The sequence below is a fragment of the Streptomyces sp. NPDC045701 genome (assembly GCF_056432045.1).
The window spans coordinates 25,156-50,905 of record NZ_JBWKJV010000023.1 but is presented as its reverse complement, the minus strand read 5'-3'; the positions used below and the strand labels follow the sequence as shown (position 1 = coordinate 50,905).

The 25,750-nt window shown below is 69.1% G+C and carries 18 protein-coding genes and 2 pseudogenes; 9 read left to right on the top strand and 11 right to left on the bottom strand.

Features of this window, described 5'->3' with window-relative positions:
- Positions 1 to 25: 25 nt before the first annotated feature.
- Positions 26 to 976 (bottom strand): GlxA family transcriptional regulator, encoded by a 951-nt coding sequence (locus tag AC07DW_RS22730; protein ID WP_478859501.1) that lies wholly within the window; start codon positions 974 to 976, stop codon positions 26 to 28.
- Positions 977 to 1,733: 757 nt separating this feature from the next.
- On the opposite strand from AC07DW_RS22730, the gene AC07DW_RS22725 reads away from it, so the two are divergent.
- From AC07DW_RS22725 to AC07DW_RS22710, 4 genes and pseudogenes are all read left to right on the top strand, one after another.
- Positions 1,734 to 2,387 carry a DJ-1/PfpI family protein gene (locus AC07DW_RS22725; RefSeq protein ID WP_478859500.1) on the top strand — a complete coding sequence of 218 codons (654 nt, stop codon included), beginning with the start codon at positions 1,734 to 1,736 and terminating at the stop codon, positions 2,385 to 2,387.
- Positions 2,388 to 2,468: 81 nt separating this feature from the next.
- Positions 2,469 to 2,767, top strand: a pseudogene (locus AC07DW_RS22720) (hypothetical protein).
- Positions 2,768 to 2,901: 134 nt separating this feature from the next.
- A complete protein-coding gene (locus tag AC07DW_RS22715) occupies positions 2,902 to 3,636 on the top strand; it encodes a DJ-1/PfpI family protein (RefSeq protein WP_478859499.1) in 735 nt (244 codons plus the stop codon).
- An 82-nt stretch (positions 3,637 to 3,718) separates the two neighbouring features.
- Positions 3,719 to 4,075 (top strand): DoxX family protein, encoded by a 357-nt coding sequence (locus AC07DW_RS22710; protein ID WP_478859498.1) that lies wholly within the window; start codon positions 3,719 to 3,721, stop codon positions 4,073 to 4,075.
- 116 nt (positions 4,076 to 4,191) lie between these two features.
- Here the strand turns inward: AC07DW_RS22710 and AC07DW_RS22705 are convergent, their stop codons facing one another.
- From AC07DW_RS22705 to AC07DW_RS22690, 4 genes are all read right to left on the bottom strand, one after another.
- Entirely contained in the window at positions 4,192 to 4,659 is a 468-nt protein-coding gene (locus AC07DW_RS22705) for a hypothetical protein (protein WP_478859497.1), read from the bottom strand.
- Positions 4,656 to 5,906, bottom strand: coding sequence for an IS256 family transposase (locus AC07DW_RS22700; protein ID WP_478859496.1), 1,251 nt, complete (start codon positions 5,904 to 5,906; stop codon positions 4,656 to 4,658). Before AC07DW_RS22700 ends, AC07DW_RS22705 begins: the two co-directional genes overlap by 4 nt.
- A 1,100-nt stretch (positions 5,907 to 7,006) precedes the next feature.
- Positions 7,007 to 7,618: a hypothetical protein gene (locus AC07DW_RS22695; protein ID WP_478859495.1), complete on the bottom strand. Its 612-nt coding sequence runs from the start codon at positions 7,616 to 7,618 to the stop codon at positions 7,007 to 7,009.
- Positions 7,619 to 7,859: 241 nt separating this feature from the next.
- Entirely contained in the window at positions 7,860 to 8,990 is a 1,131-nt protein-coding gene (locus AC07DW_RS22690; protein WP_478859494.1) for a hypothetical protein, read from the bottom strand.
- A gap of 182 nt (positions 8,991 to 9,172) precedes the next feature.
- Between AC07DW_RS22690 and AC07DW_RS22685 the strand changes: the two genes are divergently transcribed.
- Both AC07DW_RS22685 and AC07DW_RS22680 read left to right on the top strand, forming a co-directional pair.
- A complete protein-coding gene (locus AC07DW_RS22685) occupies positions 9,173 to 9,799 on the top strand; it encodes an RNA polymerase sigma factor (protein WP_478859493.1) in 627 nt (208 codons plus the stop codon).
- Positions 9,792 to 10,793 carry a hypothetical protein gene (locus AC07DW_RS22680; protein WP_478859492.1) on the top strand — a complete coding sequence of 334 codons (1,002 nt, stop codon included), beginning with the start codon at positions 9,792 to 9,794 and terminating at the stop codon, positions 10,791 to 10,793. Before AC07DW_RS22685 ends, AC07DW_RS22680 begins: the two co-directional genes overlap by 8 nt.
- Before the next feature lie 36 nt (positions 10,794 to 10,829).
- Here the strand turns inward: AC07DW_RS22680 and AC07DW_RS22675 are convergent, their stop codons facing one another.
- Positions 10,830 to 12,053, bottom strand: a complete 1,224-nt coding sequence (locus AC07DW_RS22675) for an extracellular solute-binding protein (protein WP_478859535.1) — start codon at positions 12,051 to 12,053, stop codon at positions 10,830 to 10,832.
- Positions 12,054 to 12,683: 630 nt separating this feature from the next.
- Between AC07DW_RS22675 and AC07DW_RS22670 the strand changes: the two genes are divergently transcribed.
- Positions 12,684 to 13,115 carry a hypothetical protein gene (locus AC07DW_RS22670; RefSeq protein WP_478859491.1) on the top strand — a complete coding sequence of 144 codons (432 nt, stop codon included), beginning with the start codon at positions 12,684 to 12,686 and terminating at the stop codon, positions 13,113 to 13,115.
- A gap of 740 nt (positions 13,116 to 13,855) precedes the next feature.
- Complete coding sequence (locus AC07DW_RS22665) at positions 13,856 to 14,794, top strand: hypothetical protein (protein ID WP_478859490.1); 939 nt, start codon at positions 13,856 to 13,858, stop codon at positions 14,792 to 14,794.
- Between the two features lie 450 nt (positions 14,795 to 15,244).
- Here AC07DW_RS22665 and AC07DW_RS22660 read toward each other — a convergent pair whose 3' ends face one another.
- From AC07DW_RS22660 to AC07DW_RS22650, 3 genes are all read right to left on the bottom strand, one after another.
- Entirely contained in the window at positions 15,245 to 20,065 is a 4,821-nt protein-coding gene (locus AC07DW_RS22660; protein ID WP_478859489.1) for a DNA repair ATPase, read from the bottom strand.
- Between the two features lie 88 nt (positions 20,066 to 20,153).
- Positions 20,154 to 22,214 carry a flotillin family protein gene (locus tag AC07DW_RS22655; protein ID WP_478859488.1) on the bottom strand — a complete coding sequence of 687 codons (2,061 nt, stop codon included), beginning with the start codon at positions 22,212 to 22,214 and terminating at the stop codon, positions 20,154 to 20,156.
- Positions 22,215 to 22,264: 50 nt separating this feature from the next.
- Positions 22,265 to 22,870 (bottom strand): hypothetical protein, encoded by a 606-nt coding sequence (locus AC07DW_RS22650; protein ID WP_478859487.1) that lies wholly within the window; start codon positions 22,868 to 22,870, stop codon positions 22,265 to 22,267.
- 238 nt (positions 22,871 to 23,108) lie between these two features.
- On the opposite strand from AC07DW_RS22650, the gene AC07DW_RS22645 reads away from it, so the two are divergent.
- A complete protein-coding gene (locus AC07DW_RS22645) occupies positions 23,109 to 24,170 on the top strand; it encodes a PucR family transcriptional regulator (protein WP_478859486.1) in 1,062 nt (353 codons plus the stop codon).
- 532 nt (positions 24,171 to 24,702) lie between these two features.
- Here the strand turns inward: AC07DW_RS22645 and AC07DW_RS22640 are convergent.
- Both AC07DW_RS22640 and AC07DW_RS22635 read right to left on the bottom strand, forming a co-directional pair.
- Positions 24,703 to 25,461 (bottom strand): alpha/beta fold hydrolase, encoded by a 759-nt coding sequence (locus AC07DW_RS22640; protein WP_478859485.1) that lies wholly within the window; start codon positions 25,459 to 25,461, stop codon positions 24,703 to 24,705.
- 52 nt (positions 25,462 to 25,513) lie between these two features.
- Positions 25,514 to 25,685 (bottom strand): annotated as a pseudogene (locus tag AC07DW_RS22635) (IS5/IS1182 family transposase); the annotation flags it as partial.
- Positions 25,686 to 25,750: the final 65 nt, after the last annotated feature.

Below are 25,750 nucleotides of genomic sequence, written 5' to 3'. Positions count from 1 at the left end.
GCCGCAGAGGCCACGGGCGCGTGTGTCAGCGGCGGCGGAACGCGGTCCGGTAGGCCGACGGCGTTGTACCCACCTGCCGGGCGAAGTGGTGCCGGAGCGTCTCGACCGATCCGAGTCCGGTCGCCTCGGCCACTCTCCCCAGGGGAAGGTCCGTCGTCTCCAGCAACTCGCGGGCGCGTTGCACCCGCTGGGCCAGCAGCCAGCGCAGCGGCGTCGTGCCCGTCTGGGCGCGGAAGTGCCGTGCCAGACTGCGCCGGCTCATCATCGCGTGCGTGGCGATGTCGGCGAGGGAGAGCGGCTCGGCGATCTTGCCGCGCATCCAGCGCAGGGTCTCGCCGAGGTCGCCCGAGTCGATGCCGGGTGTCGGGTACTCGATGAACTGGGCCTGCCCGCCGCTGCGTTGCGGGGGCATGACGAGGACACGTGCGGCGGCCGCCGCGACGGCCGCTCCGTGGTCGCGGCGCATCAGGTGGAGGCACAGGTCCAGGCCCGCGGCGATGCCCGCCGATGTGAGCACTTGTCCCTCGTCGATGTAGAGGACGGAGGGGTCGACGTCCGTCCCCGGGAACCGCTCGGCGAGCGCGTCGGCGAAGCGCCAGTGCGTCGTCGCCCGTCGTCCTTCGAGCAGGCCGGCGTGCGCGAGGGCGAAGGCTCCTGTGCAGATGGACGCGATCCGGGCTCCTCGAGCCGCCGCCGTACGCAGGATCCGAACCCCCCGCTCGTCCGGCGACCGGTGGGCGGGGATGCCGGGCACGACCACGGTGTCCGCGTCCAACGCGTCGTCCCAGGACCACGAGGAGGTGAGCCGGAACGGTTCCGTCGGCCCGGCGGTCGCCGTCATCTCCCGGTCGACGCAGACCCGGACCTCGTACAGCGGTGTCCCGTCCGTACCGACAGCGAGCGCGAACACCTGGCACGGAATGGCCAGATCCAGGGCCGAGACGCCTTGCAGCGCCAGAACCGCGACGGTGTGCATGCCTCCGGAGCCTACGCCAGGTGGCCGGGCCCGCGGATCGTGCCCCGGTCTTCGTCGGCCTGCGCGTGAGAGCCACCCGAACGTGAGCCGCTCACCTACGCGTCCCGAGTTCGGCTGTGTCGTGACCGACCCCCGGCCGCTGACCACGATGCAGCGACGACACAACGGCTGGACCGACCTCGCCAACCACTTCTACCGGTAGGAGCACATTTCCCGCGTGCGGGACCTCGCTGCACGCCGACAGTCAATGCGGAGGGGCTGCGGGGCGGGCATGGAGCTGCGGGACCGCCGAGCTACGCCCGTGCGCACGCGCCCGAACCCGCGGGCCGAGTCCGGGTCCCGCCTCGTCCACCCCTGTTGCCGGCCAGTCCGTCGGCCGAATCGTCAGCTTGGCCACCGACGGCGTCCGCCACACCGGCCTCGTCCCGGTCCTGGCGGGTTGCGGTGCCTGCCCACTGCTGCCGGGTGATGCATGACGTGGACCACCTCGTGGCCGGGCTGGCGCGGCTGGCACGATCTTGGGCGTCGTAGGCACTTATGCCACTGTCACGGTTCCTCACCAGCCGGAAAACTGAGGGTGCTTTCACCGTCCGGGTTGCTCGGGGCATCCGGACGCCGGGACGCCTGGGCCCCCTGGCGCCACACTCACGTTCCCGCAGGGAGGAATCACTTGTCCCCTCTAAACAGACGTCAGACGCTTCTCACCGGTGCCGCCACGGCGGTCGGCGCGGGCCTGGCAGGAACCGCTTCGCCCGCGATGGCTGCGGGCGAAGCGGCTGCGGCATCCTCAGCTTCGGTGCCGGCCCGCCCGCGCCGCGGTCCGCTGCGGGTCCATACAGTGCTGTACGACGGGGTGGAGGAACAGGACTTCGCCGGCCATATCGAGGTTTTCGGGATCCTCGGCGAGGAGCGCGTCACACAGTCCCTCGTCTGCGTCGACGGGCCCCGCGCGGTGACGACGGCCGCTGGTATGGAGATCGTCTGCCGTGACCCCTGGTCGCCGCGTACAGCGGACCTGATCGTCGTTCCCGGTGCCGGGTACGGTGACGGATCCGGTCTCCAGCGCGAGGTACGGCGGGGTGTACTGCCCCGGGCCCTCGCCGCCGCACGGCGACGAGGGCTGACTCTGAGCGCGGTCTGCAGCGGGACCATGCTCCTGTCCGCCGCCGGCATCACCGCCGGCCGGCCATGCACCACCCACCACATCGCCAAGGCCGACCTCGCGGCGCAGGGCGGCCGAGTGGTCGGCGGCCGGGTGGTCGACGACGGCGACTTGGTCACGTGCGGCGGAGTCACCTCGGGCATCGACCTGGGGTTGTGGTTGGTCGAGCGCTTCTTCGACCCGGAGACAGCCGTGTTCGCCGAGGAAGTGCTCGAGTACGAGCGCCGTGGAACCGTCTGGCGCGCCTGACCTCCCATCACCCCGCCGGAGCAACACGGACCAGAGACACCCGATCACCCGCCCGCCTCACGAACGCTGGAGCGACCAGCCGTGACAACGTACGGAATCCTTCTCTTCGACAGAGCGGAGGAGCTTGACTTCGCCGGCCCCTGGGAAGTGCTGACCACCTCCGCCGCTCTGCGTGAGGGCGCCGACGACGCCGTGCTCATCGCCGAGCGAACGTCGTCGACGGGCAACTGCTCACCAGCCAGGGCGTCTCCGCCGGTATCGACAGCACTCTCTGGCTCATCGGTCACCTGCACGGACGCGACCACGCCCGTGCCGTACGCCGCGCCCTGCAGTACGACCCGGCGCCCCCATACCTGGCGGATGAACCGATCGTCGGTTGACCGAACCCTCGGACCCCCGCCCCTCGGCCGTACCGGTGTCCCTGACGACCGTGGCACTGGACGAACCCGAACCGGTGAGCACAGGACCGCCGGTCGCTGTGCGTCACCCCTCACCTCTCGAGGAAGTACCTGTTGTGAACCGACGCACCCTACTGCGCACCACGACCGCACTCGGCGCCGCGACACTCGCGGCCGGCGCGGCGGACCGCGAAGCGGCGGCATCGATCCGCGCTCCACGTCGTGGAGGACCACTACGCGTACACGTCGTACTGTTCGACGGGGTGGAGGAACTCGACTTCACCGCGCCCTACGAAGTGCTCGCGGCATCCGGGTACTTCACCGCCCGGAAAGTCGACGTCCGCTACGTCACCGTGGACAACACCCGTTCGATCAAGGCCGCCTATGGAACCAGGGTGCGCGTGGAACACAGCTGGGGGCCCGATGCGGCGGACGTCCTCGTGGTGCCCGGAGGCGGCTACGCGCGTCGTGAGGACCCGGGGGTGTGGGCGGAGATCAAGCGCGGCGTCCTCCCCAGGGCACTGGCCGCCGCACCGCGCCGGGGACTCACCATCAGCGCGCTGTGCACCGGGGTGATGCTCCTCTCCGCGGCCGGACTGACCCGGGGACGACCCTGCACCACCCACCACCGGGCACGTGCCGACCTTGAGAAGCAGGGTGGCGTACTCAAGACCGCGCGCGTCGTCGACGACGGTGATCTCGTCACCGCCGGAGGTGTCACCTCGGGACTGGACCTCGCCCTGTGGCTCGCCCGCCGGGAGCTGGGCGCCGACGCGGCGATCGGTCTGGAGCAGATGCTCGAGTACGAAGCACGCGGCACGGTCTGGACAGCGGAGAGGGACCGGGGATGAGAGCCGAAACCGCGTCTCGTGGCGTCTTGGACGCCGGCTCGCGCCACGCTGACAACGTCTTCCTCCGAGGGGGGTGGGGAACGTGTTCACGGTCTACGTGATCGTCACCGCCGTCGTCATTGTGGCCAACCTCGGGAGTGCCGCCGCGGACTTCGGGAGAGCCGGGTTCGTACGCGCCAACTCGGCAAAGGTGGGTGTCCCGGCACCCTGGATCCCGTGGCTGGGCCTGCTCAAGGCGGCTGGAGCGGCCGGGCTCCTGCTCGGCCTTCTGGGTTTCCGGTTCATCGGCTTGGCCGCTGCCGGGGGGCTCGTCCTGTTCTTCGTAGGCGCAGTCATCGTGCATATCAGGGCTCGCGTCTACCACAACATCGGACTCCCCGGCATTCTCCTGGGGTTGGCCATCGCCACTCTCGCCCTGACTGCGGGAACGAGCGGTTAGCCGGTCGTCAGCTTTGTCCCGCCCCTGCAACGGCGGGACACCGCTGCGAACTGCGGGTGAGGGGAGCCAAGAGGAGAGACAACAGAGCAAAAGTCAAGAGTTGTGGGTGAGCTGGTTCAGCTCTCGCTGCGGTGGTTGAGGCCGTTCCTGGCAGTGTTGCGGATCCGTTTGGTGCGGCCGAGTTCGGCCAGGATCTTGATGGCCTCGGTATTCGTCCCGGCGGCAGTCTTGAGCTGGAGCCAGTTGGATGATGCGAGCAGGTCGTCCGGCTGCCAGGACAGCTTGAGCGTGACAGCGCGGAAGAGTGCCCACTCCTGCAGGCGCCGGGTCAGGAAGGGGTGGTCAATCGTGGCCTGGGTCATCGCCTGCGCCCACGCCTCGTAGGCGGGGTCGGAGTAGAGGTCAGCGGCTCGGCGGTCCAGGTGCCGCAGCACGGCGGACCGGGCCATTGTCTGGTCCGGATCAGTGAGCACACGGTTGACCAGGTCGACCTCGTCCGGGACGGCAACGTGCTCCAGCTTGTCGAGGTAGGCCGCGAAGCGGACGTGCTCGTCCGGATTCTGAAGGATGTCGCGGAAGTTCATGCGACCTGCTCCTCGCGCTCGACCAGGGCGCCGTTCTCGAATCGTGCGCCGGCGCGGACCAGGGACACCAGGTGAGCTCCGGTGATCGCGCGCCATCGCGCCTGAGCGGCCTCGACCAGCTTGAACACCATCGCGAGGGCGGCCGCCGGGCTGCCAGCGCCACGGGTGACCTTGGTGCGGAGTTTGACCGTGGAGAAGGTCGACTCGATGGGGTTGGTGGTCCGCAAGTGGATCCAGTGCTCGGCGGGGAAATCGTAGAAGGTGAGCAGCTCGTCCCGGTCCTCGATGATCTTCGCGACGGCCTTCGGAAACTTCGCCTTGTAGGTTTTTGCGAACGCCTCGATTGCCTGCTCGGCGTGGCTGCGGTCCTCGGCGTTGTAGATCTCCTGCATCGCCTTCGTCGCGCCGGGCTGTGCGGACCTGGGCAGGCAGTTGGTAACGTTGCGGGCTTTGTGAACCCAGCACCTTTGCGGCCTGGCGGCCGGGAACACCTCGGCCAGTGCCCGCCACAGGCCCATGGCACCGTCGCCAACGACCAGCTCGGGATCGCGCATGCCGCGACGGCGGCAGTCGCGCAGCAGGTCGGCCCACGACTCGGTCGACTCCCGCAGCCCCTCGGCCAGAGCGATGAGCTCCTTGGTGCCGTCCAGCCGGACCCCGAGGAGGACCAGGACGCACGAGTGAGCCTGGCCGAGCCGGACCTTGGGATGCACCCCATCGGCCCACACGTAAACGAAGTCGCGATCCGACAGGTCCCGGTTCTGGAAGGCTGCGTGGCCCTCGCTCCACTGCCTGGTCAGCCGTGTCACGGTCGCGGCCGACAGGCCAGCGGTGCCGCCGAGGAACTGCTCCAGCGCCGGGACGAAGTCGCCGGAAGACAGGCCGTGCAGGTAGAGCAGCGGCAGCACTTCAGAGATCTTCGGGGACTTGCGGCACCACGGCGGAAGGATCTTCGAGGAGAACCGCTTGCGCTCGCCGGTTTCGTCGTTGATGCGGCGGTCGTTCACCTGCGGGGCCTTGACCTCGACAAGTCCGGCGGCGGTGACCACGGTCCTCACCTTGTGGTGGCCGTTGCGGACCACGAGACGTCGGCCGTACTCGTCCGTCTCGGCCGACAACTCGGCTATGTACTGATTGACCTCCGCTTCCAGCGCGGCGGCCAGCATCCGGCGGGCGCCTTCCCGCACGATCTCGTCGATCAGGGAGCCGGACTGGGTGGAGCCGTCGTCGGTGACTACGCTGAGCACGGGCGTACCTTCCCGACCCGCGCTGCAACGCGGGCCCACTCGGAGACCATCAAAGGATCATTCGGGAAGGTACGCCCTCCGCATGCCCTCCCGGAACCGATCCACAAGTCCTGAGCATTGCTCGAGACAACATGAGTCACAGCCTTGAGCCTTCCGGCCGCCCGCCTTTTCGCCGTCCGCACGCACAGGATTCCCGGCTGAATAGCGCCCGTCGCGCCACGGATGCTGGACAGCTGTCCGTGAAGTGTCGTCGGGCCGACGGGCGTATCGGGGCAGGTCACCGTAAGTGCCGCCGTTCACTCTCCGTATGCCGGCCAAAGCGCCGGATTGCCGCAGCCCCTGACCTACCACTGCGCTGACGTCCCGGGTCCCGGTCCGACATAGGATCGGGACCCATTCCCTTTCGCAACGGACTTTCGTATTCGTTTCGGCGGCATCTGCGTCGGACCGCGCTGACCCCTGTGTCCCACGTAAACGCGGCGGCGGAACGGCGCAGCACTCATGGGCGCTGGCCGACGGCCCCATGGTGCCGGGCGACACGGTAGACCTCATGCATGGCTCCGCCGGCTGCAGCAGAAGCCCGGCGCCTTCTTGCTCCTGGTGATTGATACGCAGCCTGGGTCGTTGGTGCTGCCAGAGCAAGAGGGAGCCTTCCCGCCGCGTCGCCCGACCCGGCCGAGGATATCCCTGTACCGGGCCGGGCCACGCCAGCGGCGACAGGGCGTACATCTCGTGCCGCACCGCACCCATGTTGTGTTCACGCCAGCAGGCATAGCGCTCGTACTGGGGAACTGGATGGCGAACCGGGGGGCCGGCGTATGGTCGGGCACACGACAGGAGTGCAAGTGGTCGGGACAGCCATGTCCAGCGCGAGGTGATTCTGGCGCTATGGTGACGGCATTCTGTGCGGTGGTGGCGGATCTGGGTCGGGCCTGCGAGGGAATTCACAAGACTCTACACTCCAGGGAAAAGCTGGTGGCGCCCTACACCGTCCGACCATCAATTGGCGGAACGCGCACCTCGTGCGGCGCGTCAAGGCCCCTGCGGCGAGCTTTGCGTGACTACCTGACGACGGCAGCACGGCGGTCCTGCCTACTCACCTACGACGCTTCGTTCCATCCCTCGGCATTCATGCCCGCGCCGGCGGACGGAGGTGCATATCGGGGTCGTCCGCTTCGGTCGTTCACACGCATGTACCCGGCAGCCTCAAGGATAGTGGTGCAACGAGATCGGTAACGTCGGTTGACCGCGAGCAGGACGGGCACGAGCGCCATAAGGACAGCCCAGATGACACCGGCGATGAGCCAGGATGTGACACCCTCTCCGAGCTGAAGACCGAGCCCCGCAGCCGCCACAGTAAAGCCGAAACCGGCGAGCGCGATGAGTTGCTTTTCACTGTAACGAGCGGCGAGGTCCAATCCGATACGCGCCCGTAGAAGTGCAACCGTGTCGGCTTGCAGGGGAGGGAGTGCACCACCGCCACCAGCATCCGGGTACCGGCTCCAGGATCGTGCGGCCTGCGCGCGGGCTTGCGGGCTTGGGTCGGGTGTGAGCAGCATGACAAGTCCATTGCCCTGCGGTCCACCACCTTGCCGTACCCCCGCATAGTCGTAGCCGAAATGCCGGGCGAGGCAGGCGAGGCGAGCGAGCTTCCGTATGGAGGCCATGCGGCTCGTTACTTGTACCGGCTCTCCAGTGGCGATCTGCTGCATGATTTTCCGCGTTTTTCGGGACTTCACCCATACCCCCAGACCTAGTAATCCATGGCAGCCGTGGCAGCACGACCACCACGAAGAACATTGACCGCGACTGCGAGGCATGCGACTGCCAACGCCACCTCGGCCGTTCCATCAGCCAGCTCACCTTGCTGGGTTCCGGTATGCCTCGGCATAAGCCCGGCAGCTCTATCCTTCAAGTGCGGCGGTTGGGACACCGCAGGGTCTGAATCCTCCACTATGGGGTGGGCAGCTTGGGCTGCATTTCTTCGGAAACGTTGTCGAATATTCCCCAGTATCCTTCGACCCAGCTGCTGTCGGGTAGACCGGTCTTGGTGTCTACGTGGGTGAATGCTTCCACTCCGACCCAACCCTGGAATTTTCCGGAGTCGTCGATGACCTGCAGCATGGGGCGGGGGTGTGAGTTGTATTTGTAGCAGGGCTGCCCCTGGGCCAAGGACTGGCACCAGTATTCCTCGGTGTTCCGGCGCCCGCCGCCGATCTCTGCGATATAGCGCACGCGGTCCTTATCCGTTCCGGCGCAGCTAGTGTTGGGCTGCAGCCAGCCCATGCAGGGACCGTTGGAACACACCTTCCACGGGTTGGCCGTGTTGCCGAAGGTCCAGGTACCGCCCGCCCCTTCACGCCCTACGATCCCGACGCGGGTGGACGGGTCGGCAGAAGATGCCTTGGCCACAACGAACGCGCCCTTGTGGGGCCGGGCGTTGTAGCGGGGATCGGTGACGAGCTGGTTCATGGTGGCGCGGGTCTCTCGGTCCAGCGAGGCGTTGCTTCCGTAGCCGATGCCGAAGTTGGCGGTGTAGTTGGAGAATTCACCGGGGGCCGGTATCTCGACGTTGTTGCCGTATGCGCCGTAGAAGGTGGGGCTGGTGATCCGTGCTGCGGCGCCGTTGGCGATTCCACTTTCCAGGTTCCAGCGCTCGGTCAGAGAGCTGCCCAATGGAGTGCCAGAGGCGTTCTTGGACCAGGTGATGATTACTCGTCCGTCGTTTGCGTAGGTGTAGGTGCCCTGGAAGCCGCCGGTGGGGGTGCCGGCGAAGCCCTCGACGGTACGAATCGCACAGGTAGGAACGTTACCGCCACAGTCTGCGGTCACCGCGTCCACACGTTTGGGTTCGTCACGCTGTGCCCAGTTCCAGTAGGAGGTGGTCACGGTGCCGTCAGCACCGAAGACGTAGTACCCCAAGCGCACCCAGTTCCGGTAGTTGTTGCTGCTTGCGCTGTCCATGTGCCCGACGGAGACCACCCAGTTCGCCTTGCCTCCCGGCAGCGCCTGCCCAGCTTGGGCGGGTGCCGCAGCGATGAGCTGCGAGGCGAACAGGGCCAGCACGGCAGCGGCTGTGGTCATCGTCAGTCGTCTTACGGCTCGTATCAAGAGGGCTCCTCCGGGGGCAGTACAGCGCCGGATGCGCCGGCGCCGCGCGTGTCGGGCACTGTTCTTTACCCGCTCGGGCCGATCGGGTTCACGGCACCGGATGGTCGGCATGAACCCGATCGGCCCGAGCGGGTAAAGATGGGTGCGCCCATGACATGGCAGACACGGAGGATCACTTGCACGGTCGGCACCTCGAGGACGGCGATGACGCGGACGTCATCGCCGACTCATTGACCCAGCCCGAAGCCTTCGGTGCTCTCTTCCATCGTCACGCTGCCGCCATCCAGCGGTACGCCGCCCGCCGTCTGGGTGAGGAAACAGCCGACGACATCACGGGCGAGACGTTTCTTGCCGCCTTCCGTGCGCGGGGGACGTACGACCTCGCCCGGCGCAACGCACTGCCGTGGCTGTACGGCATAGCCGCCAACCTCATAGGCAAGCATCACCGCGCCGAGGTAAGGGCACTCAAGACTCTGGCTCGCAGCGGGCATGACCCGTTGACACATTCGTGGACGGACCGCTCAGACAGCCGGGTGACCGCTCAGGCCATGCAGGAATCGATCGCCAGGGCCCTGGCGAGCCTGTCGGCGGGGGATCGCCACGTACTGCTGCTCATCGCCTGGGCCGACCTCAGCTACCTCGAAGTCGCGGACGCGCTGTCTATCCCGGTCGGCACGGTGCGCTCCCGCCTCAACCGGGCTCGTAAGAAGGTACGTACCGCTCTCGGCGGTGACGACACAGTCGTCGGGCGGGAGCTCCGGGAGGCACTGAGCCTTGGATGAGTTCGAAGCGGTGCGGAGGTTCCGCAGCGACATCCCTGCACCCGACCGGGCACAGTTGGCCGGCATCGGCCAACGTCTGTTCGACGAGATGTACGAGCGCCCGCATCGGCGCTTCGGATGGAAGGTCACCGCTGTCGCTGCTGCCGTTGCGGTGACCGCCGCGGCCACACTGACCACTCTGCCTGGGAAGACGGACGACCGGACGGTTGCGACACCGGCTCCGGTCGCGGAACGGTGGGTCTACCAGAAGATCCGGTGGGACACCTGGCAATGCGGTAGTGGCGCCAGCACGCAGGGGCCCAGTGAGGTGGTCTCCTTCAATCTCGGCTCACTCACGCAGCCCTGTCGGGCTGCGGCAGCGGAGCAAGTGGAGCAGGAGAGGTGGGTCCGCTATGACGGAGGTGCATTCGCAACGGCTGACGACAGCACGACGGATCCGGACGACGTCGATCTGTGGAACGGCCACTATCAGAGCGCGTGGCAGATACTCCCGCCGCAACCTTCGGATGCTCTGGTCGCTACGCTCCCTGACGACCCCGGCATGGCGTTGCGGACCATCCGTGAACACTCCCCACCCGGCCGCCACGCCGAAGCTCGGCAGGTGACGCGACAGCAGCGGGACTTCGCCGAGGTCGTGGAAATTTTGGCCAGCTCCTCACATGTTCCCGCGACGAAGGCCAAGGTTATCTACGAGGTCCTCCATACATTGGCAGGCTCTGCGCAACTGCCCCTGGTCATGGACGGGGAGGGACGGCCGGCTATCGCCATCGAGGCCAGAGGGGCATACCGGGACTACACGAATGAGCGAAACGCGATGCAGGTACTGCTCGACCCGGAGACGTACGCCTACCGCGGAGTGCGGTACGTGGCAGGCATCGACTACCGAGTGGGGGGGCAGGCCTCATCAGGCCCGTGGGTCAAGAAGGGCACTGTCGTCGCCACTGCCACCAGGGTGGTTACGAAGGTCGTCGGCAGCCCTGGCCAGCGCACGTGACCGGCTGCCCATCTCGAGCCGGCCAGGTAACCGGCGCTACATCCTCGCCAGAAGGGCGTTCGCGGCCTCGGCCGCCGCCTGGAGGGCCTGGCCGGGACTCTTCCTTCCCGTGAGTGCGGCCCGGATCTCCGGCGCCAGCAACTGCATGACCCGGCGTGCCGCAGGGTGAGGCTCCCCCGGGAAGGCGCTTGCCAGGGCCGCTTGGTAGTCACGTGCGTAAGGGGAATCGCTGGGCACAGCGACGTCCACACGGGGGGAGAAGAACCCGCTTGCACGTCCGAGCGACTTGATCTGGCGGGCTTTCACCATGAAGGAAAGGAACTGCTTCGCCCCCTCCTTGTTGCCGACCGCATTGACAGCCAATGCGCCAGGCATACCGAAGGCCACTTCCCTGACCGGGCCCTTGAGCGGAGCGCCGATGAGAACGTTCTCCGGACCCCAGAGCCGGGCAGCGAGGTCGGCGTTGCGCAAACCAACGGCGAAACCCATGGCGGACTCCTGCCTACCCAAGGCCTGGCCAGCCAACCAGTTGGAGTTCTGCAAGGACGAAGACGGAATGGCGCCCGCTTTGTACAGATCGACGAGGAAGGTCAGCGCTTTCACCCCTTCCGGCCCGTCAAAGGCGACCTGTCGACCGTCCTCGGTGAATACGCGTCCACCGGCCTGCCACAACAAGGGATAGAAATTGAGGTTGAGAGAGGCATCGTCGTGAGCGGAGTAGTCGAGGAGTGTGAAGCCCGCCGCCTTGGCTTTCGCAGCCGCGGTTCGTATTTCATCCCAAGTGCCGGGCGGCCTCGTCACGCCGGCCGCCTTCAGTAGGCGCATGTTGTAGATGGTCGTGGCGACGGTCTGGTAGATCGGCGCTGCATAGAGGCGCCCTTCGCGGCTCACAGCTCCCACGGCAGCCGGAAAGAGCCTGTTCACGTCGTCACCCAGCGCGCTTTCCACCGGGCTAATCCAACCCTTGTCCGCGAGCAGCGGGATCTGGTCAGGGGCCAGAAGCGCGACATCGGGCCCCCTTCCCTGCTCGAAAGCGGCAACGAGGCGCTCGTCCCGCCCTTCCCACGGCTGGTGGTCGATGACCAGGTCAACACCCAACTCGACGTCTTCGAAATCACGTTCGACGTCGGCCCAGTAACGCTTGTTCGCCTGTTCATCAGCGATGACCGGATACATCCACACCGTCACTTGCGCGCGGCGTTCATTCACAACTCGATCGCCGCCCGGCAATGAGCAGAGCAATATTAGGACCAGCGACATGACCACGCGGTTGGAGCCCGATTGTGACACGGCCCATCACCGTCCCCCTGCTACGCAAACATGGCACCGGTCATGCGCCATGAGCACCGTTCATTGCTGCCATGTGTCTCGCAGCCTACGCCACGTCGTGCCAGCGGCACGGGACGCCCCATTGCCTTGGCGCAGCACTGGAAGTCCGAACTGCAGCGGACCGGCTATAGCTGCATGGCAGTCCTCCGGCGCGGGCCCGCAGCACCGCGAAGCGGCACCCGGGCAGCAGTGAGCGGTCATCTCGCCCGGGACGGGCCGTCCGGCGGCTGGCCGGCAGCAAGGCGGCGAGCGTCCGCCCACGGAGGGGCAGGGCCCGCCGGGGCGCGGTTGGCGATCCTACGCCCGCCTCGTAAGTTCGCCCAGGGTCCCTCCTAAGGGTCGTGAGCTCGGTACGCAAGCCACGCGCCGGGGCTGACCGTCCGACCTTTCCCCGGCATCCCAGGACTTGCTGTGGACCGGCACGTGCACGACCTGCCTTCGCCAGGAGTGACGGCGAGGTGTGTGGAGTGCCATAGATCGGTCATGAACCCGTTGACGGTGGGCGGGTAAAGAGGGGTGTACGCCAGGGCAGTGCCTGGTGCGGAGCGATTGGTTGAATCGATGCGGAAGTTCCTGAAGGGTGCGGCCACACTCGGGGCTGCAGCAGCGCTGATGACGGGATTCTCCTCCTCTGCCTATGCCGCAGACACAAGTTTCGAGGTGTCCTACGGCAACAGCGTTGCGACAGGAAAATTGACTTGGCTGAACCGGTCCGTCAGCTTCAGCGGAAACAATCACGTAGCCAGCGGCTGCCGAGTGGTTCACTTCACCGCCTGGGCGCCTGACGGCTCAATGCGGGCGGGTTCGTCGAGCAAGCTGTGCGTGGGCATGGAGGCCGACGGGACGCGCCCCTTCGCTGGAAACCTGGACTTCTCCACAGTAGTGGGCGGTCCGGCAAAGGTCCTCGTCAGCTACTCGGTTTCTGAGGACGGCGGTTTCGGCTGGATCACCAAGGACTCGGTCACCTGCTATCGGAACACCGGTTGCAACTGATCCGTTTTCGTAGGACGGGCCACCCGGGAGCATGCCGGCCCGGGGCCCGCTTCCCTCGACACACCGATGCTGGTGCCCGCCGCGCGAGGGGCATTGGGAGTGCGGGCACCAGCTCGTGGGGCGGCCCGAGAAGGTGCCGCCCTGTCATCCCGGACCTGGAAAGGTCGCGGTACCTGCCGCTACTCCCGGTCGCCGACGGGCGAGCCCTGAGAGCCGGGGCTAGCCGGCCGACGCACCGCTCCACCACCAGGCTCGACCCTGTTGACACCCGGAAAGCCGCCCGGCGTGATATCTGTTCGCGTCCTCCACATAACACCCGCTCGGCCTGCCGCTGGTGAGGAAAAGGGTGCGCCCGGCAACGGTCACCCCGACGCGGCCCGCCCAACGACACTGGGGTTCATAATAGTTGTTCTACCTCTGACCAGCCCTGGCGGCGATGTCGGTCACATGCTGTCGGTCGATGAGAACCGTCACAGGGCAATCGACACGAGCGAGCGCAACCGTTCCCGTTGCCCGCTCTGTCCCCGCGCTGTGGTGAGTTGTCGAGGGGCGCCGTCAGAGACGTGGATCAGCCGATGTCACGTCGGAGCCAAGAGTGCATACGATCACCGACCCGGCGTGGTGGCGCACCGCCTTCCCGGGTGTTGGGCGCGGAGCCCCGAGGGTTTCGGTACGCGACGCCGACCTGTCCACGACCGGCCGTATCCCGCTGTTGTCCTATGTTCCGGAGAAGGGGACCCATGAAGACTCGCCATGCCCTCGCGACGGCCGTCACCTGTGCCGTCGCCACACCCGCCCTGTTGCTCTCCGCCGGCCCCGCGTTCGCGGACACGGGCTCATCCGTCGCCCTGTCGCGAGCTGTCACCGCGCCGTCCGTCGCGGAGCTGGAGAAGGCCGTCGCCGAGGCCAAGAAGGCATACGACGCCGCCGTCGCTGCCGAAGCCGAGTTCCAGAAGGTCCTCGACGCCAAGCTCAACGACACCACTCACCCGCTCGCCGTCGCCGCCTCCCAGGCGAAGGCGGAGGCCGAGAGGGCCGCCGCGGCGAAGACAGCCGCCGACAAGGCCGTCACCGACGCCGAGGCCGCCGTCAAGGCGGTCGTCGACGACCCGACCTCCACGGACGACCAGAGGGTCGCCGCCTTCAAGGCACTCGGTGACGCGCGGAAGGCCGCCGAAGCAGCCGCCGAGGCGAAGTCCGCCGCCGACGCCAGGAGCACCGCCGCGAACACCGCGCTCTCCGACTACCGAGTGCAGCTGTTCCGGCAGCTCTCCGTCCTCCAGAAGGCCACCAAGGACGCGCTCACCACCCTCCAGGCTGCCGAGAAGGCCCTGAAGGACGCCAAGGAAGCCGGCAGTGGCGGCACCGGCAGTACGCCCAAGCCTTCGCCCGGCACCCCTGGCACCGGCGGTAGTGCCACGCCGACGCCGCCCGGCACCGCCACCCCCGGCACCAGCAAGCCGCCCACTTCCGACAGCGCCCCGCAGGGCGGTGCGAGCTCCGCCTCGCCCGCCGCGGTCGGCGCCTCGACCGGCGACGCAGACGGCTCCCTCGCCAACACCGGTTCCACCTCAGCGCTGCCGAAGTACGCCCTCACGGGCGCGGCCGCCGTGGCCCTGGGCGCCGGGGCGGTGTTCGTCGTACGCCGCCGTCAGACCGCAGGGCGTACCACCGCCTGACCCTCACGCGGTCCCGATGGATGAGCCCCGGCCAGGATGGTTCTCGGGCGGGGGCTCTTCCGCATGCGGTCTTTCGCCGGTCTCTGTATTGCCGCCTGGCTCCGGCGCGGCCAGACTGTAAGCACGCGCGCCGCTTCGTCCGCATCCGCGCGGGCTGCGGATGGGAGCGTCTCGGTGAGAAAGCGGAGCAGCGTACCGTCGGTTCCCCCTGGAGGCCGGACCGGTCATCTTCCCAGGCGTGGTTGTCGTGTCGGTGCTGGCTGATGTCCTGTCGTGGTGAAGCGGGAGTCATAGCTGGGCATGGCGGCAGGGTCATAGAGGCGAGCCAGGAACGCCAGGTGCCCCCATACCGGCTGACCGGCCCGCGGCGGCGGGAGCTGGTGACTTGAACCGCGGCCGCGTCACAGTTTCACGCGCAGCTCCCACAGCCTCCACAGCAGAACGTGTGTGTCACCGATCCGGTGCGCCTTCCGGGCGGGCGGCGTGCCGGCCGAGTGGGCGGCTCAGCGGGTGGCGGGGGTTCGTGGCGCGGGTGATGGCCGTTTCGACGGCGGCGATCCGGTCGGCGAGCAGGCCGAGTGCGGCCACCGCCCGGCCGGGAGCGTCGTCCCCGGAGCCGCCGAGGGACCGCGTGCGGATGTACGCGGCGGTGATCTGCGCCCAGCGCGCTGCCTGTGCCTGGCTGAGCGTGCCGCGCAACGCGGCCAGCTTGAGCAGGTTGGCTTCGGCTCCGTTGGTGAGGGCCTGTGCCTCGCCCGTGTAGTGGTCGTCGATCACGGCGGCGAGTTCGTCGTCGGTCATGACCGACGAGACGCGGGCGGCGATCTTGTTCATGTTGCGGTAGGAGCCCTGGAGCTGGAAGGGCGGTTCGGTTCGGGTGGCGTCGGTCTGGGCGGCGGAGGCGATGTACGCCGCGTTGACGGCGAGAACCGTCTCGCGGGCGGTGAGCAGGTGACGCAGTACCGCGAGGATGCGGTCGAGCTCGGCGGGGGCGTAGGGGTGGGTGAGCCGGTCGCGTCCGGCGGTCGGGTCGTCGGCGGCGAGCCGGACCAGCAGTTCCAGGTCGGCGCGGTCCCGCGCGGCCAGGGGCGCGAGATCCGGGTGCGAGGTGAGGGCGTTCTCGATGAAGCTGAGTGCGAAAGCGTCCTCCTTGCCGGTCAGGACGTCGCCGAGGTTCCAGACGTCGGCGCGGTTGGCGAGCATGTCGGGGATGCGGAAGCGCTGCCCGGTTTCGGTGTGGGGATTGCCGGCCATGCAGACGGCGAATCGCTTGCCGCGCAGGTCGTGGCCGTTCAGAGTGCGAGTGGCGTCGCAAAGGGGGATGAACTTCTGGAGCAGCTCGGGTGAGGTGTGCTGGATGTCGTCCAGGTACAGCAGGACGTTGTTCCCCGCCGCCAGGGCAAAGTTGATCTTCTCGATCTCCTGGCGGGCGGTGGCGTTCGGGGCTTCCGCCGGGTCGAGGGAGGTGACGTTGTGGCCGAGGGCCGGGCCGTCGACCTTCACCAGGAGCAGGCCGAGGCGGTCGGCGACGTACTCCATGAGGGTCGTCTTGCCGTAGCCGGGCGGTGAGACGAGCAGCAGCAGGCCGCTGTTGTCGGTCCGCTTGCCCTCTCCGGCCGCGCCGAGCTGCTTGGCGAGGTTGTCGCCGACGAGCGGCAGGTACACCTCGTCGACGAGCCGGCCCCGTACGAAGGAGGACATGACGCGCGGCCGGTACGTGTCGAGCCGCAGGCGGCGTCGCTCGTCGGCGACCAGAGTTGCCCTGCGCTGCTGGTAGGCGCGGAAGGCGGGCACCACTCGGCGGGCGAAGTCGCCGGTCCTGGCCAGGAACTCGTCGAGCCGCAGGGTCAGGGTGCCGTTGTCGATTCTCGGGTGCGCGCCGAGCAGGCCCTCGACCGTGGCCGTCAGGGAGCCGTCGGATTCGAGGCGCGCCAGCCGGGGACACACCTCCACCGCGACGGCCTCGGCGAGGTCGCCGGCTTCCACGTCCTCGCCGCCGGCGGTGGCGTACGAGACGAGCCAGCCCTCCACCAGCCGCCGCGCAGCAGTGGTGTCCCCGGCGGCCAGCCGGTCCTGTACGTCCTGCGCGTACGGTGGCGAGCCCACCGCCCGGTGGAACTTCTCCAGCAGCGTGCGGGCAACGGGGCTCACCACGAACGACTCGCCGGCCGCCAGCTCTTCGACGAGGTACTCGGCGGCGAAGCCGGTCAGGGCGCCCGCGCCCGCGAGTTCGCCGCGCAGCTCGTCGAGCGCCGGCGCGGTACCGAACATGTCCCGTGCCCGGACGAGGGAGGCCGCCTCGCGCGTCCACGCCTGCCGCGCCTCGGGCGTCGTGCCGTGGGCCCAGAACAGCTGGGCGGCGGCGCGGTCGGCGGCCGGGTACCGCAGCAGCCCGGCCCGCCCGTGCAGGTCCAGCAGTGCGGAGAGGATCAGGGCCGTGTCGTGGTCGTGGACGCCGCGCTCGTAGCCCTCGTCGTAGGCGGCTTCGGCGGCCCGCCGGGTGAGGGCGGGAAGGCCCGCGCCGGCGAGGGCGTCCGCGCCGTGCTCGGCCAGGAGCTTCGCGGCGAGGTGCTCCGCCCGGTAGACGTCCGCGTTCTCGGAGGGCAGGAGCTGGTCCCAGCAGGCGCGGGTGTCCGCGAACTCCGGCTCGGTGACCGGGCGGCGGTAGTCGGTGCCGGTCAGTGCGAACGCCATACCTCCGTCGCCGTGCGGTACGAGCGTGAGCTCGGGTGGCTGGGTGTTGACGGCGAAGCGGTGCGCGCCGAGCCGGATGGTGTCGCCGCCGTCCGCGTACAGCTCGGTACGGTCCCGCAGCGCCCGCCCGGTCTCCTGGCGGGCGGCCTTCAGCCGTCCCTCCAGCTCTTCTGCCCGTACCTGATCGCCGAGGTGGCGCAGCTCGTCGGCGGTGCGGCGGACCTTGGCCGCCCTCGGGTCCGAGGTGAAGTAGGTGTTGACCGCGTCGAGGTCGTCCAGCGCGGCCGCCCGGCGGGCGATCGTCTCCAGGACACGGCCGGCGGACTCGGCGAGACGCTCGGCGCGCCGGGCCCGGGCGTCCCGCAGGGTCTGCTTGCGGCCGGAGAAGGCGTCGTGGACCTCGGTGCGCTTGCCGGCGATGTCGGCGAGGAAGCCGTCGTGATCGGCGAACCGCGACTCCAGGGCGTCCAACTGGAGCAGGAGGCCGGCCAGTCGCGTCTCGCATGCCTCTGGCGTGCCCGCCGCAGCCAGTGCGCCGGTGACCGACTGGGCGAGCAGGGCGAACTCGGCCGCGAATGCCGCCCGCCCCTCCTGGTCGACGAGCTCACGGCGACGGGCCGCGAGGACCGCCCGGGCGCGGTTCAACCCGCCCAGCACCTCGGCGATCCGCTCCAGGATGGCGGTGCGCACCGTGGCGTCGCCGATGTCGAGGCCGGTGACGACCTCGGTGAGGGTCTGGAGGCCGGAGACCTGCTCGTCCAGCCGCTCCGTGACCGTAGCGGCCTCCGCGGCCGTGCTGATCGCCCCTGCCTCGGCGGTGAGGCGCTCCACCAGCGCGTGGTGGCCGCTGAAGGCGTCGTCGCGCCGGAGGAAGGCCACCGCCCGCTGCGCGGTCGAGACGATGTGGCCCTCGGTGTCCTCGGTGAGCGCGTCGATGGCCTCCGTGTCCGCGTACCGCATCTCCTTGAGGGTCACCAGCCGACCCTGCGCCCGGCGCAGTTCGGTGATGCGGTCGATCCACTCCTCGGCGGTGGCGGGCGCCTCGCCGCGCACGCGCCGGACCAGGCGCTGAACGCGCTCGGCCGCCTCCGCGAGCGCCTCGGCCGCCTGGCGGGTGAGGGACCGCACGGCCGCGAACTCCTCCAGCACCTGCTCGGAGGTGGCCCGCACCTCTTCCAGAGGAGCGCGCAGGTCACCGGCGTCCGCGTCGCCCAGCCAGTGGAAGCGGTCGGCGGTCCGGGTGCAGGCGGCGACGAGCGTCTGGTACATCTCGCTGCCAGGGTGGGTCTCGGTGGCCTGGCGGGCGATCGCGAGGCAGTCGGAGATGCCGCGTACGAGGTCGGCGTTCCCGATGCGGGCGAGGGGCCCGTCGTCCGCCGGCGCGGTGTGGGTGTCGGAGACGTACGGCGTCCGCCACACCTGAACCGGGTGCACGCGCGCCGGCTCGCCGGACTCCGGGCGCAGCAGGACGAGGGTGCCGTCGTCGAAGAGGGAGTAGCCGTGGCAGATCAGTGGTGCGGCGGCCTCGTTGCGGATGAGGTTGTAGGAGAGGAGGAGGGTGCGGCCCTCGGCCCGGGCGTGGTAGGCGAACAGCACGTCCTCGCCGTTCGGCGACCGCACCGCACGCTCGAACTCCAGGCCCGAGGTGTCCACCGCGTCGAAGCTCTTCACCGCTCCGGTGGCGAGGCAGTAGCCACCGGGGAAGACGATGCCCTGGTCGTCCGGGAGGCGACGGCAGGACTGCCCGATGCCGTCCAGCCGGACGACGGTCCTGGTGAGCGTGTTGAGGACCAGGTGACGCCGGTTCTCCTCCTTGTAGGGCCACACACGCAGCAGGAGCAGCGTGCCGACGACCGCGTACGCCACCTCGGCGTCGGCGAGGGACTGCAGCGGCTCGTCGACCGGCTCGCTGTGGAGGATGTCCGCACCGCTCGCCACGGTGAGTGTGCCGCCCACTGTCGAGACGAAGACCGTGCCGTCGGCGATCGAGATGTGCGGATGCCGGCCGAGGACGTGGTCGTCCCGGGTCGTCTCCGTCCAGGAGAAGTCGTACGGGTCGGGGAAGACGTGGTCGCGCTCGCCACGGGCGTCCAGGAACCGCACCTCGCCCGACGGGGACACGGACCAGCGAAGGACACGGATGTCCTCGGCCTGCTCCCCCGTCCGGAACACCGCCAGCAGCTTCTCCTCCACGTGGCGCAGCTGGAGCAGGCGCGCACCCTGGAAGTAACGGTGCAGAGCCTCGTGTTCGCGTACGAAGTCGGGGTCGTCGAGCAGCCCGGGCACCGCGTCGTCCGGCAGCCGGTTCAGGTCGCGGTCGTAGAGGGCGAATACGTCGGCGGGCGGGGCCTCGTAGCCCACGAGCAGCGCGTCGCCGACGGCGACGACGTCGCGGGGTACGACATCGCGGTCCGTGAGGATCCGTTCGGTACGGAGCAGGGTGAGGCCGGTGGAGCCGAAAGCCGTCATGCGGGCGGTGTTGAGGGCCTCGGCGCGCCGGGCCAGTTCTCCGGCCCGAGCACCGAGGCGGGCGCGCAGCACCTCGTACGTACCGGCGTCCATCCCCGTCGTGTCCATGCTCTCCCGCTCCCTCGTGTACGTGATGGTCTTCCTCCGGAGCTGCCGCCCCCCGCGCGGCAGCTCCGGAAGCTGTGGGGCCGGGCGGTCAGCCGGTGGCCGCACCGTTCAGCCCGGCGCCGTGCAGCCCGGCGAGTTCGGCCACCGGCATGTCGGCGAGGCCCAGTTGCCGTGCTTTGCCGATGAGCTCGTCCAGCTGCCCGGACCCGGCCGGCATGAGCTTCATCAGCAGGGCGGACACGGTCAGGTTCTGCACGTCGGCGGTGGAGACCGACCCCAGGACCTTCGTCAGGTCCTCGGTGAAGGAGGCCGAGCCGTCCAGCCACGGACCGGCCAGCGCCTGGGCGGTCCGTGAGCTGTCCATGAACCCGTCGACGCTCCTGCCGAGGGAAATGGCACCGACGATCCGGTCGAAGAAGGCCGACTCGCCCCCGACGATGTTGATGTCGGCGTTCTCCAGCCCGGTGGCGAGCACCGCGGCCTGCGCCTCGGCGACCTGCCGCTGCACGTCCAGCCCGGCCAGCCGGATGTCCTTCTCGGCCTCCAGCCACAGCCGGTACTCCTCGTGCGTACGGGAGGCGTCGTCCAGGGCGGCCATCGCGGCGGCCTTCTCGGTGAGCCCTGCCGCCTCGGCCTTGAGCTTCTCGCCGATGGCCGTGGCCTCGGCCAGTGCCTTCTCGCGGGTGCCGGCCGCCTCGGCGCGCAGCCGGGCCTCGGTGGCGTCGGCCTCCGCGCGGCCGGCCTTCTCGATGGCGTCGGCCTCCTTCTCCCGCACCTGGACGGCCGCCAGGCCCTCAGCCGCCACCTCGGCCTGGATGCCCTCGGCGAGGCGGACCTTCGCCCGAGCGTCCATGTCGGCGGCCTTGTGGCGGGCCTCGGCGAGCGTCAGCTCCTCCGCCGCCCGGTGGACGGCGGCCTGCTCGGCGGCTTCGGCGGCCTTGATGTCCTTGACCAACTGCTCCTGTGCCTCCGCCTCGGCGGCGATGATCACCGCTTGCCGCTTGCGCTCGGCCTCCTCGACCGCGCGGAGCTTCTTGATGGACTCCTCCTGCTCGGCGACCGTACGGTCCACCGCGACCCGCTCACGGATGACCTCGGCGATCTCGCGGCGCTCGGCCTCGACCTCCTTCTCGGCGGAGATGCGGGTCAGTTCGGTCTCCCGGTCGCGGGCGATGACTTCGAGCAGCCGGTCCTTCTCGATCCGCTCGTTCTCGATGGCGATGACCCGCTCGCGGTTCTTCTGCGCGACGGCCACCTCGCGGGCCTGGTTCTCCCGCTGGATGCCCAGTTGCTCCTCGGTCTTCAGGAACGCGCTCTGGGCGCGCAGCCGCTCCTCCTCGACCACCCGGGCGGTCTCGGCCTCCTCCCGGGCCCGTACCGTGTCGATCTCCCGCTTCTGCTTGATCTCCGCGTCGGCCTGGCGGCGCTCCAGCTCCAGGATCGCCTCGCGGGCGTCGACGTTCTGCCGGGTGATCTCCTTCTCCTCCGTGCGCCGGAACTCGTTGGTGCGCACGTGCTCGACGGCCGTCAGCTCGGTGATCTTCCGGATGCCCTGGGCGTCGAGGATGTTGGAGGCGTCCAGCTGCGCGAGGGGCGTCTGCTCCAGGTAGTCGATCGCCGCGTCCTCCAGGCTGTAGCCGTTCAGGTCGGTGCCGATGACCTGGATGATCCGGTCCCGGAACTCGTCGCGCTTGGTGTAGAGATCGGTGAAGTCGAGTTGCTTGCCGACCGTCTTCAGCGCCTCGGAGAACTTGGCGTTGAACAGCTCCTGCAGGGTCGCCTGGTCGCTGGCGCGCGCCGTGCCGATGGCCTGGGCGACCTTGATGACGTCCTCGACGGTCTTGTTGACCCGGACGAAGAACGAGATCCGGATGTCGGCGCGGATGTTGTCCCGGCAGATCAGACCGTCCCGGCCGGTGCGGGAGATGTCGATGGTCTTCACCGAGATGTCCATGACCTCCGCCCTGTGCAGGACGGGCAGGACGACCTGCCCGGTGAAGGTCACGTCGACCTTCCGCATCTTCGACACGATCAGCGCCTTGCCCTGTTCCACCTTGCGGAACAGCCGGCTGATCACGAACAGCATGGCGACGGCGATGAGCAGGACAACGGCCGCGAGCACGCCGATGCCCCAAGAGATGGCATCCATGAGGAATCCCTGGATCGAAGGGTGTGAGCTGTAGCGGTAGGGGGCGGCGGTCAGCCGCGGGGGTCCAGCGCCTTGTCGAAGGGCGCGACCCAGAAGAACGCGCCGGCGTCGTCGTACGCGTACAGCAGCCCCGTGCTGCCGAGCGCCAGCGGGCTGTCATCGTTCTGACGGACCTGCACGACGGCGGTGGAGCCGTCCCGCGCCGCGACCTCCGCCTGGCCGAAGTCCACGTCGACCCGCCCGGTGCGGATGGTGCAGATCGACCCGACGAAGTCGTGCAGGGACGGCCCGGGTTCATCGGGGAAGAGCTTGGCCAGCGGGCGGACGAACGCACGGGTCAAGCACCAGGAGCCGATCACGAAGGCGATCAGCAGGACGGCGTCGAGCAGATGGACCAGGGCGTCGGACCAGCCCGTACGGGCCAGCACCACCGACCCGGAGACGCTGAGGAACCAGCACAGGACCACCAGCGACGAAGCCGACACCGAGACGGGCACTCCGCCGAGACTCAGTGCGTCGGTGTCCATGTCCGCGTCGAAGCTGTCGTGGCCGGCGACGCCGAGCAGTACCAGCAGCCAGAAACCCATGACCACCACGAGAGCGGCGGTGAAGAGCACGGCGGGGAAGGTGGCGACGGCATGCAGGAACTCGGCCATGACTCTTCCCCCTCGATCCGGTGCTGTGACGTGTTGCCTTCCTGGCTCCGGCATCGATTCCCGACGCCCGGCCCCGGCGGGCTCATCGTGGCAGCGTGGCGCAGGTGGTCGCATTGCCGTCCACCGGCAATCTTTTCGCCCCCATGATGCCGGTGGCCGTCCCGCCGCCGACGCATGGCAGTCTTGACGTTCACGCGTCAGGAAGGCGTCATCGGCGCGTCAGGAACGGGGAGCGGTCATGGCGGAGCGGGGCACCACCGAGAAGTATGTGGAGGGGTACGCCCGGATCCTCACCGATGCCTGTGCCACGGGCAGGCGGTTGAGCCGCGACGAGTTGGAAGCGCTGCGCGCCCAGGGTGAGCGGGCGGCGGAGGCCGGCGTCGGACTCCGTTTGCTGGTGCGGGCCCACCTGTCTGCCGCTCAGGACGTGAGGACACGACTGCGCGGGACTGCCGCTGACCATCTGCTCGCGGCGGTGGAGCAAGCCGTGGACGCCTTCGCCGAAGGCCACGAGCGGGCACAGCAGCTCGCCATCCGCCGGCAGGAGGCCGCCCGGCGGGAGTTCATCGACGACCTGTTGCACGGCCGCAGTGACGTCGGCCGTCTCGCCGGACGGGCCGAGCGTTTCGGATTGTTGCTGTCCCATGCGCACGCGGTCGCCGTGGCGCAGGGCCCGGAGCCGTACGACGACGGCTATTCAGTCACGCGTGGCATCGAGTCGTCTCTCGCGGCCCGCTTCGGCGACCGCCGGATCCTGCTGACCACGAAGAACGGGAAGCTCATCTGCATCGCGCCGGGCGACCAGACCGACCTCCTGGCCTTCTTCGCCAAGCAGGCGTACGCCGCGACCGACGGCGGCCGCGTCGCCATCGGCCGGGCCCACCCCGGGGTCGGCGGAGTCGTCCACTCCTACGAAGAAGCGCTCAACGCCCTGGACCTGGCCGAGCGGATGAACCTCGACGAGCCCGTGCTGCACGCCGCCGACCTGCTCGTCTATCCGGTCCTCACCCGCGACCGGCAGGCCATGGCCGACCTCGTACGCACCGTGCTCGGCCCGTTGCAGCAGGCGCGCGGTGGGGCACGCCCGCTCCTCGACACCCTCACCGCGTATTTCGACACCGGCTGCGTGTCCGCCGAGGCCGCCCGGCGCCTCTCCCTGAGTGTGCGGGCCATGACGTACCGGCTGGAGCGCATACACAAGCTGACCGGCGCCGACCCCGGCGACCCCGTCCACCGCTACACACTCCAGACCGCCGTCATCGGCGCCCGCCTGCTGGACTGGCCCGACCAAGAGCTCTGACCACCATCCGTTCACGCACCGAAGGCCGCGGCCGGCACTGGGCGCAGCCGAGACCGTGCGGCTGATCGGCGGCGCCACGGCGCCGGTGCCGAAGCGAGCGGCGTCGGTCACGCCGCTGCCGGACCGACTCCCGCTCAGGCCATCCTGCCGGCAACGTTCCCGGTGCTCACCCGGGCGGCACGGCAGCGGTCATCACGCCCGTACAGCAGCCGCTACCGCGTCCGGCCGCTCGTCCATGAACTCCACTCGGGGTCCGGGAAGCTCCAGACCGGTGACGAAACCGGGCACCGCAAACTCGCCCTTCCTCGAGCGACCTGGTGTTACCCGGCGGTCGACCTGCCCGCACAAGGGAGCCTGGCGCTCCATCAGCACCAGCGCCGCAGGCACCATGTCAGCGTGAAGGTCACCCGTAACGCCCCCACAACCGCAGCTCATTCCGCTACGCCACCGGCTTCGGAATCACGACGCACTGCAGATGCTGCGTCGCGGGCCAGCCCGCGCCGGACACGACGGCTGCCAGTCGCCGCCGCACTCACCTGTTGCGGGAGGCCCGCCACATGACGCTCCGGCGCAAGAAGGTCTCAAGCTGTTCGGTGAAGCCCGGTGCCGCGGCGACGAAGTGACCGGCGCCCGGGTGTACGCTGCGCTCGCCGCTGAGCGCAGCCGCGAGAGCGTCGCAGATCCGCTCGAGCGCGGCCGCGTGGCCTCCGGACGCGACGAGCACGGGGACGCCGGCGTCACGGATCGCGTCGAGCCGTGGGCGTGACTCGCTGGGCAGTCGGCCACCGTGCGCCCGCCGAACGCCGGAGGCCACCTCCTCGGGGAGCGGGCCGTCGCCGACGGGCGCACCCGCGAGACGGAGGAACTCGCGCAGCTCGCTCGGGTCCGTGTCCATTCCGTGGGTGAGGACCGCGTCGCCGATGCGCTCGAGCCGCGCCACCTCGGGATCGTGAGGGACGAGGTGGGTGAGCGGCGGCTCGATCAGGGTGAGCGAGCGTACGCTGCCCGGCGCGGCAGCGGCCGCGATCAACGTCCCGAGGACGCCGTACGAGTGCGCGACAACGTGCGGACGGCCGACGAGCAGTGGCGCGAGGTCCAGGGCGTCGACCTCGAAGTCCTGGCCCTCCCGTGGTGGTGGACTCGGCGGATAACCACGCCGATGAACATATGCAAGCGTCCACCGATCGGCCAGCGAAGACAGCGCACCCCACGTCGTCCGCGGCCCGGCACCGCCATGCACAAGCAGGATCTCCGGCCCAGCACCGTCGCGCACCACCACGGCCTTGCCCACGAGGCGAGCATACCCACACCCGTGGAACACGGCACCAGGCCGTGTCCGCAGGTCAGGGCAGCCGGAGTCGAAGGCAGGCGAGGGTGTCCAGGGCTTGGTAGTGGCGGGGCGCGTTTGACGTAGCGGGTGGCCAGGGCTTTGTTGTGCTTGGGGTTGTTGAAGCAGCGCTCGACGACGTCGCGGCGCCGGTAGGCGGACCGGTCCAGTCGGCAGCGGCTCTCGCCGTTCGGTCTGCCGAAGCCGCCCTCACCTGACCACGCCTTGGACCGCGGGCCGCCCCTGACCGGCA